Consider the following 14,122-nt stretch of genomic DNA (forward strand, 5'->3'; position numbering starts at 1 on the left):
GGAGGAAGCATACGATGAAACTGTCTACCGCACATAAAGTCGGCAAGTTTTTTCAGTATTTTGTGCTGATCCTTGTCGGTGTCATTATGATCTACCCGCTGGTCTGGATGATCGGCGCCACCTTTAAGAGCAACGCTGAAATCTTCTCCGGCATTGGCTTTGTGACCGCCAACCCCACCCTGCAGGGTTACGTTGATGCCGTTACCTCCAACTACGGCGGCGACATCGATATCTGGCGCGCCTTCCTGAACACCTACAGCTACGTTCTGCCCAAGGTCGTGTTCACGGTAATTTCCTCCGTGGTGGCCGCCTACGGTTTCAGCCGCTTCCAGTTCCGCGGCAAGAACCTGCTGTTCGGCATTATGATTTCCACCCTGTTCCTGCCGCAGGTCGTTCTGAACGTTCCCCAGTACCTGATGTACAACACCTTCGGCTGGATCAACAGCAAGTGGTATCTGCCCCTGTGGGTGCCCACCCTGTTCGCCACCGAAACCTACTTTGTCTACCAGCTGGTGCAGTTTATGCGCAGCATCCCCCACGACCTCGACGAAGCGGCCGCCATCGACGGCTGCGGCCCGGTCAAGATCCTGTACAAGATCATCTGCCCCATGCTGAGCCCCTCTCTGGTAGCGTGTGCGCTGTTCCAGTTTATGTGGAGCTGCAACGACTTTATGGGTCCCCTGCTTTACGTCCAGACCCCCAGCAAATACCCCATGTCCATCTTTGTCAAAATGTCCATGGACGCCGACAACGGCTTCAACTGGAACCGTATCCTGGCATTGTCCCTGATTTCCATCATCCCGCAGTTGGTTGTTTTCTTCTGCGCACAGGATGCCTTCATCGACGGTATTTCCGCCGGTGCCGTTAAGGGCTAAGCGGTATTGCCCGATCCCCCGCAAACACGGCTGCCCCGCACCACAAAACTGCGGTGCGGGGCAGCCCTTCTTTTGAAAACCCTCTCCCCTGCCCTATCGCACGGGAGTTTATATAAAACAAAAAGCCCCCGCCCGCAACGGGCGAAGGCAAAAACAAAACTTACTTATTCACGCGCTTATAATACTGCCGGTACTGCTGGGGCGAAAGCCCAGTGGCGTCCTTGAACACACGGCGGAAATGCGCGGTTGTCATAAAGCCGGTTTTTTCGGCAACCTCGGAAACACTCTCGTTGGATTTTTCGATCAGGTTCTGTGCCGCCTTGATGCGCACGCCGTTGATGTACTCGATCAGGCTCAGGTTGATCGCCCGCTTGAACAGGCGGCTGAGATAGTAGGGGCTGATGTAGAACTGGCTGGCAATGCCGGTCAGGGTCAGCTTTTCGGCGTAATGCTCGGCAATGTAGCCTTGGATCTGATCCACGATCTGGTTGCTGACGCGCCCGTTCTCGCCGCCCTGCTCCTGCTGGATGCGGCACAGGGCTTTCAGCGTCAGCAAAAGGGTCGCCAGCATCATCTTGCGCATGGCGTCGCTTTCGGGTGTGACTTCCTCCTGCAGCAAAATCAACTGCTGCATCACGCTTTGAATCTGGTTCTGCTGCTTGACCGAAAGGTTGCACAGCAGGTGGTTGTGTTCCTCGTTCAAAAAGGAGAAAAAGTCCACATCGGGGAAAATGTCGGCCAGACTGTCCAGATATTCGCCGCTGAAATTCATCACGATACGGCTGGACGGGGTGTCCCCCACCGAAGCGGTCTTGTGGATCTGGTTTTCACCGATCAGCACCACACTGCCCGCATTGACAATGTAGGCGGCATCCTCGATAAAATAGCGGCGGGTACCCTCTATTTCATAGTAAATTTCGTACTTGTGGTGGATGTGGAAACTGGGCATCTCATACCCGTTGTCGCGGTCAACGCGGTCGATAAAAAAGTCGACATGGGGCGAATAAGTGTATTCCGAAACCATACGGCACCTCGTTTTTACCTGCTGCATAAGCGGGTGTGAATCTTGTCATATACTTTAGAATAGCACAATTTTTGCTGCATTTCAATTCTTTTTTTATATAGGGAGATTTTATTATGAAAATTACGCTTGTTCGTGCTATGACACGCAGCGCCGTGTTTGAGTTGCTCAACGACAGCTGCTACCGCGCTCCCGCGCCCTACACGGTACAGCTGAACGGTGAGACGATTCTTGACGGCGACACGAATGTGTTTTCGCTGTTTTCTCTGCAGCCGGGCACTGAATATACGCTGACGGTGTCCGACGGCAGCGAGTCGGCGGAACTGACGTTTGCCACCGCGCCGGAGAGCTTTTTTGTGGATGCCGCCCGCTATGGACTGGTCGCTGACGGTGAGACCGACAATACCGCCAAATTGCAGGCGGCGCTTTCCACCTGCCCCAAGGGCGGCACGGTCTATGTGCCCGCCGGTGTTTACCGCACCCAGAGCCTTTTCCTGCACAGCGATACAACGCTCTATCTGGAAAAAGGCTGCACCCTGCTGGGCGGAACCCGCCGCGAGGATTACCCCATCCTGCCCGGTGTGCTGCGCGACGCCAAGGAAGAAAAGGAGTGCTATCTTGGCCTGTGGGAGGGTAACCCCCTGGACAGCTTTGCCGGGCTGATCAACATTATCAACGAAGCCAACGTCACCATCACCGGTGAGGGCACGCTGGACGGCAACGCCCAGAACGGCGACTGGTACCAAAACCCCAAGGTGCGCCGCATGGCGTGGCGCCCGCGTATGTTCTTTACCAGCCACGCCCAAAACGTGGTGCTGCACGGCGTCAAGGTGTGCAACAGCTATTCCTGGACCATTCACCCCACCTACACCGAGAACGTGGATATTCTGGATATCCGCATCCGCAACAGCTCCACCAGCCCCAACACCGACGGCATCGACCCCGAAAGCTGTAAGGATGTCAACATCATCGGGGATCACGTCCATGTGGGCGACGACTGCATTGCGCTGAAATCCGGCAAGGTGTTTATGGGTATGAACTGCCATGTCCCCTGCGAGAACGTGACCATCCGCAACTGCTGCCTCAGCCGCGGCCACGGCGGGCTGGTGATCGGCAGCGAGATGAGCGGCGGCGTCAAAAACGTCACCGTGACCCAGTGCCTGATGGACCACACTGACCGCGGTCTGCGCGTTAAGACCCGCCGCGGACGCGGCAAGTACGCCGTGATCGACGGGCTGGTGTTCCGCAATGTCATTATGGACGGCGTGCTGACCCCGTTTGTCATCAATATGTTCTATTTCTGCGACCCCGACGGGCGCAGCGACTATGTGCAGAGCCACGAGCCGCAGCCCGTGGACGAGATGACCCCCACCCTGGGCAGCCTGGAGATGGAGGACGTGACCGCCGCCGACGCCCAGTATGCGGGCTGCTGGTTCAGCGGATTGCCGGAGCAGCCTATCGAGCGTGTCAGTATGCACAATGTCACCATTGACTTTGCCAAGGACGCCCGCCCCGGTCAGGCAGCCATGATGTGCGGCGCCGACGCCAGCTGCAAGCTGGGTGTCTGGGCGGAAAACGTGCGCACGGTCGAACTGCACAATGTGAAAATCGAGGGCTATGAGGGCGAGCGCCTTCAGCTGACCCATGTAGAAAACTTTGAGGAGGATTGACCCCATGACCCACGAAGAAATTCTGACCACGCTGGGACAGTATGTAGACTATCTGATTGCCGGCAGCACCGCCGAGGCCCCCCTTTGGAACATTGAAAAGGTGCGCAGCGGCAAGCCCAACAAGTGGAACTACATTGACGGCTGTATGATCACCGCCTGCCTGAGCCTGTACAAAACCACCGGGGACGAGAAATTTTTGACCTTCAGCAAGGATTTTCTGGATTATTTCGTCAAGGACGGCGGCGTGATCAACACCTACGACGTGGAGGAGTACAACCTCGACAACGTCAATCAGGGCAAAAACCTGTTTGCCCTGTACGATCTGACGGGCGAACAGCGCTACCGCGATGCCATTGAAACGGTGCGCAGCCAGCTGGAAACCCAGCCCCGCACCAAGGAAGGCAATTTCTGGCATAAAAAAATCTACCCGTGGCAGGTCTGGCTGGACGGCACCTATATGGCGCAGCCCTTCTATATGGAGTACGAGACCCGCTGCAACGGGATGCACGGCTGCATTGACAGCTACAAGCAGTTCATGAACATCAAAAAGTACATGAAGGACCCCGTCACCGGCCTGTACTACCACGGCTATGACGAGAGCCGCCGGATGTACTGGGCAAACCCCGAAACCGGCTGCAGCGCGAACTTCTGGCTGCGCGCGATGGGCTGGTTCCTGGTGGCGATGGTGGACGTGCTGGAGCGCATGGACGAGCAGCTGTACTATGAGTACCGCGCCATTATGGCGATGCTGAAGGATGCTGTGGACGCGATGCTTGCCTGGCAGGATGCCGACAGCGGCATGTTCTGGCAGGTCATTGACAAGCCGGGCGTGCCGGGCAACTATCTGGAAACCTCCGGCAGCGCGCTGTTTGCCTACGCGGTGCTCAAGGGCGTGCGGCTGGGCTACCTGCCCAAGCGCTATGCCGCCTACGGCGAAAAGGCGTTCTACGGCACCTGCGACAAGCACCTCGGCAAGGGCGCGGACGGCACCTTGCAGCTGGGCGGTATCTGCCTGGTGGCAGGGCTTGGCGGTGCGACCCGCCGCGACGGCAGCTTGGCGTACTATTTCAGCGAGCCGATTGTCGAGAACGACGCCAAGGGCGTAGGCCCCCTGCTGTTGGCCTACACCGAAATTCTGGCCGCAAAGGCGTAAGGAGGAAACGGTATGCCGCAATTTATAGTCGGCGCGCGCCTGCACGATTACGGGCAGGGCGCCGTGGACGAGCAGTTTGCCAAAGTGGCGGCGGATGGGTTTTCTGCCGTGCAGCTTGCCTATAAAAAGGTCGTGCCTACGGTAAAAAGCTATGCGGATGTCACCGATGCGCTGGCGCAGCAGACTTGGGAAGCCGAGCAGGCGCACGGTGTGCAGGTGGCGGTGCTGGGTACCTATGTGGAGCTGGCGCTGAACACCGAGGCGCGGCTGAAAAACGTGGCGGACTTCAAGAGCCAGCTGCGCATTGCCAAAAAAATCGGTGCGGGGTGCATCGGCACCGAAACCACCAAGATGGCGCTGCAGCCTGTCGGTACTACCCGCGAACAGGCGCAGACGCTTTTGTGCCGCAGCTTGGCCGAACTGTTGCTCGCCGCCGAGGAATTGGGTGTTTTTATCGGCATCGAGGCGGTGACCTACCACAGTATGAACGACCCCGCCGCCGTGCGCCGCGTGCTGGACACGATGCGCAGCCCCAACCTGAAAGTCATTTTTGATATGGCGAATATGGTCAACGCCGATAACACCGACTGTCAGGAAAAAATCTGGCAGCAGGTCGGCGAATGGTACGGCGACAAAATTGCCGCCGTGCATTTTAAGGGGCAAGCCATCTGCCCCGACGGCAGCCTGATGAGTACCCCGCTGGAGGAATCCGGCGTGGACTACGCGGGGGCGTTTGCCATGCTGCGGCAGCTGCCGCAAAAAACGCTGCCCGTCCTGCGGGAGGAAGCCGTACCCGCCAAGGCCGCATCGGACATTGCGTATATGAGAAGTTTCTTTTGAAATATGAGGGCAGGAGGTGCCGCTTTTGCGGTGTCCCCTGCCCTTTTTGGCTTGCTTATTTTGTTATATGGTGCTATAATAAAATTTCACGGCTTTGTGAAATAAGCAAAAGATAAAGGAGCGTTTGGCAAAACAAATGTCGATGCAGCGTACTACAAATCTGACCGAAGGCAGCGTGTCCAAGGGGATGCTGCTGTTTGCCCTACCGATCTTCATCAGCAACCTGTTTCAGCAGCTGTACAATGCCGCCGACTCGCTGATCGTGGGCAATTTTCTGGGCGGCGAGGCGCTGGCGGCGGTCGGCTCCTCCGGCAGCCTGATTTTTCTGCTGACGGGCTTTGTCAACGGCGTGTCGCTGGGCGCGGGCGTTGTGGTGGCGCGGTATTTCGGCGCCAAGGACTGGAAGCGTCTGCGCAGCACGATCCACACCACGGTGGCGCTGGGGCTTGCGGCGGGCGCGGTGCTGACGGTGGTGGGCGTGCTGCTGACCCCGCAGATTTTGCGCTGGATGGGTACGCCCGAAAACGTCTTGGTCAACTCGGTGGCGTATTTCCGCACCTACTTTTTCGGCTCCATCGCGGTGGTCATGTACAATGTGGGCGCCAGCATTTTGCAGTCGGTCGGCGACAGCCGAAGCCCTATGCGGTATCTGATTACGGCGTCTATTATCAATATCGTGCTGGATATTATTTTGGTCGGTGGTATGCGGATGGGCGTCGGCGCGGCGGCCTTTGCGACCATTGCCAGCCAGTCGGTCAGCGCGGTGCTGGCTTTTGCCAAGCTGATGCGCTCGCAGGAGGAATGGGCTGTTCACTGGAAGGAAGTCCGCTTTGACGGGCCTTCCCTGCAGGCGGTCATCAAGCAGGGGCTGCCGTCCGGCGTGCAGAACTCGGTCATCTCGCTGGCCAACGTCATTGTGCAGTCCAACATCAACTCCTTCGGCGCCAACGCCATGGCAGGCTGCGGCGCGTATGCCAAGGTGGAGGGCTTTGCCTTTTTGCCGGTGACCTGCTTCTCGATGGCGCTGGCGACCTTTGTCAGCCAGAACGTCGGCGCGGGCAAGCCCGACCGCGTGAGCAAAGGTATGAAATTCGGCATACTTTGCTCTATCCTGCTGGCGGAGGTTGTGGGCGTGGGCATCTACCTGCTGTGTCCGCAGCTGGTGGGCGCGTTCAGCAGCGAGGCGGAGGTCATCGCCTTCGGTGTGCGGCAGGCGCGCACGGCGTCGCTGTTCTTCTGCCTGCTGGCATTCAGCCACTGCTGCGCGGGCATCCTGCGCGGACTGGGCCGTCCCCTTGTGCCGATGACGATCATGCTGGCGGTCTGGTGCGCGCTGCGCATTGCCTACCTGACGGTCACGCTGCATTTTATACGGGATATCGGCGTCATTTTCTGGGCCTATCCCCTGACGTGGAGCATCTCCTCGGCGCTGTTTGCGTGGTACATCCTGCACTGCCCCATCCCCGTGGTGGGCGGCGGCGCACCCCAATACCGATAACAAAAATGCCGCCCGTTCGGGCGGCGTTTTTCGTTTATTGCAGGGTCCCGGCGGCGGGGTCGCAGATTTCCACTCCGGCGATGGCTGCCTGCAGGGCGGCGGTCAGGCTTTGCACAATGGCGGGCAGCGGCATACAGGGCGTCAGGGCGTCCTTGCCGGCAACCTGGGCGGGAAGATACGGGACATGCACAAAGCCCGCACGCAGCCCCGGAAAGCGCGTGGCGGCAAGGTACAGCGCGTTGTACATCGCAGCATTGCACACATAGGTGCCCGCCGTGTAGGAAACGCTGCAGGGCAGCCCGGCAGCGCGCACCGCCTGCACCATGGCGCGCACCGGCAGTGTGGAAAAATACGCGGCGTCACCGTCAGCGCGCAGCGGCTCGTCCAGCGGCTGGGCACCGTCATTGTCGGGGATGCGGGCGTCTGCCAGATTGATGGCCACCCGTTCCACCCGCACGGCGGGGGTGCCGCCCGCCTGCCCCACGCACAGCACGATATCGGGCTGCAGCTCGGTCAAATATTCTTCCAGTGCGGCGGCGCTGCGGGCAAAGGCGGTGGGCAGCTCGCGTTTGTAGATTTGCGCACCGTCCAACGTGTCCGGCAGCGCCTTTACGGCTTCGTAGGCGGGGTTCACGCGCTCCCCGCCAAAGGGGTCAAACCCCGTGACAAGTACCTTCATAGCGGCTCCTTACTGCGCCAGATGCGCTTCGATCTTTGCCTTGTCCAGCCCCTGCCCGATGACGATCAGCACCTGCTGCCCCTGCGGCACGCGCTGTGCGGTCATACTGGCAGGGGTGGCGTTGATCTCCAGCCAGCCGTCGGCGGACGGCACAAAGCCTTTCAGGCGCAGGATATGCCCGCAGGCGGGGTCGGCAAACAGCTGCGGCACGGCGGCGCGCAGGGCGCTTTCGGTCAGCGGCAGTTCCAGGAAATACAGCGAGGAAAAGGCATTATGCTCGTCAAAAGGCAGCTTGACGTAGTCCGCCTGCCGCCAGCCGCTGTGATCCAGCGCGGCGAAGTCGGCGTCGGTCAAGGTGGCCCAGTCTTTATACAGGATATCCTGCGGGGTAAACCGACGGGGGCAGCGGCAGCTTGCCAGCGCGGCGTTTAGGCGGTCAAGCAGGGTACCGCAATCTGCTGCGCCCGGAAGCTGCACACGGCTGGCCAGAATCCGCCCTGCCTTGGCGGCCTCACTGGCAAGCAGATATTCCTCCTCCCGCGAAAGCTGCGGCGGCAGCACGGCGTCCGCCACGGCAAACACATTGCCCAAGGTGTACCAGCGGTCAAGCGGGTCATCCCGCAGGATGTCAAAAAACTCGTCCACATCAAAGATGCCGCTGGGTTCCACGACCACGCGGTCATACCCCTGCATGGCCAGCGAGATCAGCTTGGTGCGCATACGGCGCTGGTGGGTGTCGCAGTCGCACCCGCCGGAGATGCTCTCGATATTGCAGCGGCTGCCGAGGACATCCTGCAGCAGCAGAACATCCACGTTGACTGCGCCGAAGTCGTTTTCCAGAATGCAGACGTTATGCCCCTGCGCCGTCAGGTATTGCACCCAATGTCGCAGAAAGGTGGTTTTGCCGGAACCGAGAAAGCCGGTGATCAAATCGACCTGTACCAAAGATGACCCCTCCCCTGTTGTGTCGGTAAAAAGATAGGTTGGATTTTTTGCGGTGCGCCGCCCTGTTCAAATCCTCTTCCCCGCAAGACCAAAGAAAAAGCTGTAAGCCTAGGTTGGATTTTTCGGGGTGCGGATGAAGGGTTTTTCCCGCGGGCTAACCAAAGCTCCACTGGGGCTTTGGCTGCGCACTGCGGTGCGCCGCCCTGTTCAAATCCTCTTCCCCGCAAGACCAAAGAAAAAGCTCCAAGCCTAAGCTTGGAGCTTTTCTTTGGTGCGGATGAAGGGATTTGAACCCACACTCTTTTAAGGGAACTAGAACCTGAATCTAGCGCGTCTGCCAGTTCCGCCACATCCGCATATTGGCTTGCCGCAAGGGGCTTGCCCTGACGACGTTTGTTATTATAGCATGGGTAACTATAAATGTCAAGCGGTTTTGCGGAAAAATATCGGATTTTTTGGAGTGCGGATGAAGGGATTTTCCCGCGGGCTAACCAAAGCCCCACCGGGGCTTTGGCTGCGCACTGCGGTGCGCCGCCCTGTTCAAATCCTCTTCCCCGCAAAACCAAAGAAAAAGCTCCAAGCCTGAGCTTGGAGCTTTTCTTTGGTGCGAGTAGTGATACAGCATTTTTTGAAAACCATCGTAGTACAATTTGTTTTTGAGGTCATCGGATAGCAACTTGCTTGTGTCGCACCCCGATGGGCGGCTGTATTGAAAAAACAGTTGCCTTTTATATACCACACAACCTAAAAATTATCAAGTACGCGCAGCGTTCACTTCTCCCATCACCGGGAGCAAATGAACGCTGCTTTTTTTGTTTACAACGAAAGGAGGCATCCGTGAAATGGCAGTTTTTCGGGTAGAAAAGAACAGCGGCTACACGGTCATGTCAAACCACCACCTGCGGAACCGGGCCTTGTCCCTGAAAGCCAAGGGCTTACTCTCCCAAATGCTCTCCCTGCCGGAAGATTGGGACTACACCCTGCAAGGGCTGGCCCGTATCAACCGGGAAAGCATTGACGCGATACGGCAGGCCATCCGGGAACTGGAACAGGCAGGCTACATCCAGCGTTCCAGAGAACGGGACGAGAAAGGGCGGCTGCGCGGTGCAGACTATGTGATCTTCGAGCTGCCGCAGCCTGTTCCTGCATCGGTTTCACCTACATTGGAAAATCCAACGTTGGAGAATCCCACGCAGGAAAACCCTACGTTGGAAAATCCAATGCAATTAAATAAAGATAAACTAATTACAGAAAAACAAAAGAAAGAGGGATTAAATACCGATTCCATTCCTATCCATTCCCCAAACCCCTTGCCTTTGGACGAGGACGAGACAGCGGCATCGCTGCCGGAACGGACAGGAAGCCGAAAGGAAGCGGCCTATCAAATCTACCGGGACCTGATTTTGGAGAACATCGAGTATGACACCCTCACCCAGAATCCCCGGATAGACCGGGAGCAGCTGGACGAGATCGTGGACATCCTGCTGGAAACGGTCTGCACTTCCCGCAAGTCCATCCGGGTGGCCGGGGACGATTACCCGGCAGAGCTGGTCAAGGCGAAATTCTTGAAGCTGGACAGCCATCACATCGAGTTCGTCATGGACTGCCTGCGGGACAACACCACCAAAGTCCGCAACATCAAGCAATACCTGCGGGCCATGCTGTTCAACGCCCCCAGCACCATCAACAGCTACTATGCGTCCCTTGTGGCGCACGATATGGCGCAGCCCGATTGGGGCCGCCCGCCCAACACCTGACCGAAAGGAGCGTCTACCCATGAGAACCCTTTACCTGCGGCGGCTGGTGGTTCCGCCCTAGCTGCTACCCTGAATTTTCTGCAACAAGGAGGGATTCATATTGCAGGAAGAAGTCACCCAGAAAACCATTGCTTTGTCCATGAAAACGGGCAAGCTCACCGCCCAAGCGTTGCAAGCTGCGCTGAAAAAATACTTGCAGCACCGGGCCAAGGGGCCAAAGCTGCATCACGGCAAGCAAAGCCTGAAACAGCTGAAAGCCCACGGCGCGGCCCTGACCAACATTGAAGTCACGGAAGCGAACATCGGGGCGTTCAAGCCCTGCGCCAAGAAGTACGGCGTGGACTTCACCTTGCGCAAGGACAAGACCACCCAGCCGCCCCACTATATCGTGATCTTCAAGGCCAAGGATGCGGATAATCTGGAACAGGCGTTCCGGGAGTTCACGGCTAAAACGCTCTCCAAGGAGCAGCGGCCCTCCATCCGCAAGGTGCTGACCGCAGCCAAGCAGAAAGCGGCCCAGCAGCCGAAACGCGCCAAAGAAAAAATCAAGCAAAGGGGGCTGGAACGATGAAGCCTGAACTGAAAAAGCTGCTGGTGCTGAATCTGCCGTATCTGCTGTTCGTGTACCTGTTCGCCAAATGCGGGCAGGCGTACCGTCTGGCTGCGGGCGCGGATGCTTCGGCCAAGCTGCTCCACCTGACGGGCGGCATCTCTGCCGCCTTTGCAAACCCGTTGCCCAGCCTGCATCCGTTTGACCTGTGCGTGGGTGTTGTTGGTGCGGTGGCTGTCCGGCTCATCGTGTACAGCAAGGGCAAGAACGCCAAGAAGTACCGCAAGGGCGAGGAATACGGTTCTGCCCGGTGGGGCACCGCCAAAGACATTGCCCCGTACATCGACCCCAAGTTTGAAAACAACATCCTGCTGACCCAGACCGAACGCCTGACCATGACCGGGCGGCCCAAAGACCCCAAGACGGCCCGGAACAAGAATGTACTGGTGATCGGCGGCTCCGGCAGCGGCAAGACGCGGTTTTACGTCAAGCCCAACCTCATGCAATGCTTTCCCACTTCTGACTATCCCACGTCCTTTGTGGTCACAGACCCGAAAGGCACACTGGTTCTGGAAACAGGCCAAATGTTCCAGCGGGCAGGCTACCGGGTAAAAATCCTGAACACGATAAACTTTTCCAAGTCCATGAAGTACAACCCGTTTGTCTACATCCACTCGGAAAAGGACGTGCTGAAGCTGGTGAATACCCTGATCGCCAACACCAAGGGCGAGGGTGAAAAGTCAGCGGAAGATTTTTGGGTGAAGTCGGAACGGCTGTTCTACACGGCCCTGATTGGCTACATCTGGTACGAGGCTCCGGCAGAGGAAATGAACTTCACCACCCTGCTGGAAATGATAAATGCCAGTGAAGCCCGCGAGGACGACCCGGAGTTTCAAAGCCCGGTGGACCTCATGTTTGAACGGCTGGAACAGAAAGACCCGGACCACTTCGCCGTCCGGCAGTACAAAAAGTTTTTGCTGTCGGCGGGCAAGACCCGTTCCTCCATCCTGATAAGCTGTGGTGCCCGTTTAGCCCCATTTGACATCCGGGAGGTGCGGGAACTGATGGAGGACGATGAAATGGAGCTGGACACCATCGGGGATGAAAAGACGGTGCTGTTTTTGATTATGAGCGACACGGACACCACCTTCAACTTCATTCTCGCCATGCTCCAAAGCCAGCTTATCAACCTGCTGTGTGACCGTGCGGATGATAAATACGGCGGTCGGCTGCCTGTCCATGTACGGCTGATTCTGGACGAGTTCGCCAACATCGGGCAGATTCCCAACTTCGACAAGCTGATCGCCACCATCCGCAGCCGGGAAATCTCGGCATCCATCATTTTGCAGAGCCAGTCGCAGCTAAAAGCCATCTACAAGGATGCGGCCGAAATCATTTCGGACAACTGCGATTCTGTTCTCTTTTTGAGTGGGCGGGGCAAGAATGCCAAAGAGATCTCCGATGCGCTGGGGAAAGAGACCATCGACAGTTTCAACACCAGCGAGAACCGGGGTTCTCAAACCTCCCACGGACTGAACTATCAAAAACTAGGAAAGGCGTTGATGTCAGAGGACGAAATCGCAATCATGGACGGCGGCAGGTGCATCTTGCAGCTGCGGGGCGTGAGGCCGTTCTTCTCGGAGAAGTTCGACATTACCAAACACCCGCACTACAAGTACCTTGCAGATGCGGACAAAAAGAATACCTTTGATGTGGACAGGTTCTTATCCACCCTGCGCCGGAAACGGCAGCAGGTAGTCGCACAGGACGAAAGTTTTGACCTGTACGAAATCGACCTGTCGGATGAAGATGCAGCCGCCGAATGAGGCGGTATTTTTTGAAAAAACAATTTTGAGTGCCGCAGAACAAGCGGCAGAAAGTGAGGACCTTATGGAATTTTTCAACAGCGCAGTCGATACTTTGCAGACCATCGTGGTCGGTCTGGGCGGTGCCCTGTGTGTCTGGGGCGGCATCAACCTGTTGGAGGGCTACGGACAGGATAACCCCGGCAGCAAGAGCCAGGGCGTCAAGCAGCTGGTCGCGGGCGGCGGCGTTGCCCTGATCGGCGTGACCCTTGTCCCGCTGCTGTCCGGGCTGCTGGGCTAACCTCAACTTATCCGTACATCCATCTTTGAGACCCCACCGCGCTCTCCCGCTCACATGGGAGGGCGCGGGAAAGGAGGTATCTTTGCTTGATTAGTGAGATCATCGAGAAATGGATAAAAGGCATTTTGATAGATGGCATCACGGGCAACCTCTCCGGCCTGTTCGACAACGTAAACGCCAAGGTGGGCGAAATCGCTTCGGATGTTGGCTCCACCCCGCAGGCATGGAACAGCGGCATCTTCAATATGCTGCGCAGTCTGTCCGAAACGGTGGTGCTGCCCATTGCAGCGGCCATCCTTGCCCTTGTGATGTGCCATGAGCTTATCCAGATGATTACCGAAAAGAACAATATGCACGACTTCGATACTTCCATGTTCTTCCGCTGGATTTTCAAGTCTGCCTTTGCCATCCTCATAGTCAGCAACACATGGAATATCGTTATGGGTGTGTTCGATGCCACCCAGAGCGTTGTCAACCAAAGCTCCGGCGTGATCATCGGCGAAACATCCATCCACTTTGACCGCCTGATACCCGGACTGGAATTTCAGCTGGAAAGCATGACCATCGGCAGTCTGCTCAGCCTGTGGTTCCAGACCCTCGTGGTGGGCCTGACCATGAACATCCTCTCCATCTGCATTTTTCTTGTGACCTATGGCCGCATGATCGAGATTTACGTTGTCACCGCGCTGGGGCCTATCCCGCTGGCGACCATGGGCAGCAGCGAGTGGCGCAGCACCGGGCAGAATTACTTGAAATCTTTGCTGGCACTGGGTTTCCAAGCGTTCCTGATTATGATTGTCGTGGGCATCTACGCGGTGCTGATACGCAATATTTCGGGCGCGGCGGACATTGCCGGGGCCATCTGGGGCTGCATGGGCTACACCGTTCTGCTCTGCTTTTGTCTGTTCAAGACCGGCAGCATCAGCAAGTCGGTATTCGGTGCCCACTAAAGCCGAGAAAGGAAAAACGTATGGCGTATGTGACCGTTCCCAAAGATTTGACCCATGTAAAATCCAAAGTCTTATTCG

Annotated in this window: 14 protein-coding genes and 1 tRNA gene; 11 read left to right on the plus strand and 4 right to left on the minus strand. The window is 57.3% G+C overall.

Annotation, left to right across the window (positions count from 1 at the left end; all coding sequences use genetic code 11):
- Window positions 1–14: 14 nt before the first annotated feature.
- The gene (locus Q0I19_RS05915) at window positions 15–875 is read left to right on the plus strand and encodes a carbohydrate ABC transporter permease (protein ID WP_294759333.1); all 861 of its coding nucleotides are present in this window, start codon (window positions 15–17) and stop codon (window positions 873–875) included.
- A gap of 160 nt (window positions 876–1,035) precedes the next feature.
- On the opposite strand, the gene Q0I19_RS05920 is transcribed toward Q0I19_RS05915, so the two are convergent.
- Entirely contained in the window at window positions 1,036–1,899 is an 864-nt protein-coding gene (locus Q0I19_RS05920; RefSeq protein WP_294759334.1) for an AraC family transcriptional regulator, read from the minus strand.
- Between the two features lie 113 nt (window positions 1,900–2,012).
- On the opposite strand from Q0I19_RS05920, the gene Q0I19_RS05925 reads away from it, so the two are divergent.
- The 4 genes from Q0I19_RS05925 to Q0I19_RS05940 all read left to right on the plus strand — a co-directional run bounded on the left by Q0I19_RS05925 (window position 2,013) and on the right by Q0I19_RS05940 (window position 7,057).
- Window positions 2,013–3,566 carry a glycoside hydrolase family 28 protein gene (locus Q0I19_RS05925; RefSeq protein ID WP_294759337.1) on the plus strand — a complete coding sequence of 518 codons (1,554 nt, stop codon included), beginning with the start codon at window positions 2,013–2,015 and terminating at the stop codon, window positions 3,564–3,566.
- Between the two features lie 4 nt (window positions 3,567–3,570).
- Window positions 3,571–4,719, plus strand: coding sequence for a glycoside hydrolase family 88 protein (locus Q0I19_RS05930; RefSeq protein WP_294759339.1), 1,149 nt, complete (start codon window positions 3,571–3,573; stop codon window positions 4,717–4,719).
- A gap of 12 nt (window positions 4,720–4,731) precedes the next feature.
- The gene (locus Q0I19_RS05935; protein WP_294759341.1) at window positions 4,732–5,559 is read left to right on the plus strand and encodes a TIM barrel protein; all 828 of its coding nucleotides are present in this window, start codon (window positions 4,732–4,734) and stop codon (window positions 5,557–5,559) included.
- A 124-nt stretch (window positions 5,560–5,683) separates the two neighbouring features.
- Window positions 5,684–7,057 carry an MATE family efflux transporter gene (locus Q0I19_RS05940; protein ID WP_366012500.1) on the plus strand — a complete coding sequence of 458 codons (1,374 nt, stop codon included), beginning with the start codon at window positions 5,684–5,686 and terminating at the stop codon, window positions 7,055–7,057.
- 34 nt (window positions 7,058–7,091) lie between these two features.
- Here the strand turns inward: Q0I19_RS05940 and pcp are convergent, their stop codons facing one another.
- The 3 genes from pcp to Q0I19_RS05955 all read right to left on the minus strand — a co-directional run bounded on the left by pcp (window position 7,092) and on the right by Q0I19_RS05955 (window position 9,037).
- A complete protein-coding gene (pcp, locus tag Q0I19_RS05945) occupies window positions 7,092–7,736 on the minus strand; it encodes a pyroglutamyl-peptidase I (RefSeq protein ID WP_294759342.1) in 645 nt (214 codons plus the stop codon).
- A 9-nt stretch (window positions 7,737–7,745) separates the two neighbouring features.
- Window positions 7,746–8,681, minus strand: a complete 936-nt coding sequence (locus Q0I19_RS05950; RefSeq protein ID WP_294759343.1) for a GTP-binding protein — start codon at window positions 8,679–8,681, stop codon at window positions 7,746–7,748.
- A gap of 269 nt (window positions 8,682–8,950) precedes the next feature.
- Window positions 8,951–9,037 (minus strand) — tRNA-Leu (locus tag Q0I19_RS05955).
- A gap of 64 nt (window positions 9,038–9,101) precedes the next feature.
- Here Q0I19_RS05955 and Q0I19_RS05960 point away from each other — a divergent pair.
- The 6 genes from Q0I19_RS05960 to Q0I19_RS05985 all read left to right on the plus strand — a co-directional run bounded on the left by Q0I19_RS05960 (window position 9,102) and on the right by Q0I19_RS05985 (window position 14,044).
- Window positions 9,102–9,341 carry a hypothetical protein gene (locus Q0I19_RS05960; protein ID WP_294759344.1) on the plus strand — a complete coding sequence of 80 codons (240 nt, stop codon included), beginning with the start codon at window positions 9,102–9,104 and terminating at the stop codon, window positions 9,339–9,341.
- Window positions 9,342–9,523: 182 nt separating this feature from the next.
- Window positions 9,524–10,438 carry a DUF6017 domain-containing protein gene (locus Q0I19_RS05965; RefSeq protein ID WP_117504254.1) on the plus strand — a complete coding sequence of 305 codons (915 nt, stop codon included), beginning with the start codon at window positions 9,524–9,526 and terminating at the stop codon, window positions 10,436–10,438.
- A 100-nt stretch (window positions 10,439–10,538) separates the two neighbouring features.
- Window positions 10,539–11,009 carry a PcfB family protein gene (locus Q0I19_RS05970; protein ID WP_294759347.1) on the plus strand — a complete coding sequence of 157 codons (471 nt, stop codon included), beginning with the start codon at window positions 10,539–10,541 and terminating at the stop codon, window positions 11,007–11,009.
- The gene (locus Q0I19_RS05975; RefSeq protein WP_296023403.1) at window positions 11,006–12,814 is read left to right on the plus strand and encodes a VirD4-like conjugal transfer protein, CD1115 family; all 1,809 of its coding nucleotides are present in this window, start codon (window positions 11,006–11,008) and stop codon (window positions 12,812–12,814) included. The genes Q0I19_RS05970 and Q0I19_RS05975 overlap by 4 nt, the downstream gene beginning before the upstream one ends.
- A gap of 64 nt (window positions 12,815–12,878) precedes the next feature.
- Complete coding sequence (locus Q0I19_RS05980) at window positions 12,879–13,094, plus strand: Maff2 family mobile element protein (protein ID WP_005922889.1); 216 nt, start codon at window positions 12,879–12,881, stop codon at window positions 13,092–13,094.
- An 86-nt stretch (window positions 13,095–13,180) separates the two neighbouring features.
- Window positions 13,181–14,044 (plus strand): VirB6/TrbL-like conjugal transfer protein, CD1112 family, encoded by an 864-nt coding sequence (locus Q0I19_RS05985; protein ID WP_005927770.1) that lies wholly within the window; start codon window positions 13,181–13,183, stop codon window positions 14,042–14,044.
- Window positions 14,045–14,122 lie beyond the last annotated feature (78 nt).

The organism is uncultured Gemmiger sp., from assembly GCF_934561205.1.
Lineage (GTDB): Bacteria > Bacillota > Clostridia > Oscillospirales > Ruminococcaceae > Gemmiger.

Bases quoted from the DNA above. Each gene is read 5' to 3' on its own strand.
- Q0I19_RS05915 (WP_294759333.1), top strand. From the start codon at position 15: ATGAAACTGTCTACCGCACATAAAGTCGGCAAGTTTTTTCAGTATTTT.
- Q0I19_RS05920 (WP_294759334.1), bottom strand. From the start codon at position 1,899: ATGGTTTCGGAATACACTTATTCGCCCCATGTCGACTTTTTTATCGAC.
- Q0I19_RS05925 (WP_294759337.1), top strand. From the start codon at position 2,013: ATGAAAATTACGCTTGTTCGTGCTATGACACGCAGCGCCGTGTTTGAG.
- Q0I19_RS05930 (WP_294759339.1), top strand. From the start codon at position 3,571: ATGACCCACGAAGAAATTCTGACCACGCTGGGACAGTATGTAGACTAT.
- Q0I19_RS05935 (WP_294759341.1), top strand. From the start codon at position 4,732: ATGCCGCAATTTATAGTCGGCGCGCGCCTGCACGATTACGGGCAGGGC.
- pcp (WP_294759342.1), bottom strand. From the start codon at position 7,736: ATGAAGGTACTTGTCACGGGGTTTGACCCCTTTGGCGGGGAGCGCGTG.
- Q0I19_RS05960 (WP_294759344.1), top strand. From the start codon at position 9,102: ATGTCAAGCGGTTTTGCGGAAAAATATCGGATTTTTTGGAGTGCGGAT.
- Q0I19_RS05965 (WP_117504254.1), top strand. From the start codon at position 9,524: ATGGCAGTTTTTCGGGTAGAAAAGAACAGCGGCTACACGGTCATGTCA.
- Q0I19_RS05975 (WP_296023403.1), top strand. From the start codon at position 11,006: ATGAAGCCTGAACTGAAAAAGCTGCTGGTGCTGAATCTGCCGTATCTG.
- Q0I19_RS05980 (WP_005922889.1), top strand. From the start codon at position 12,879: ATGGAATTTTTCAACAGCGCAGTCGATACTTTGCAGACCATCGTGGTC.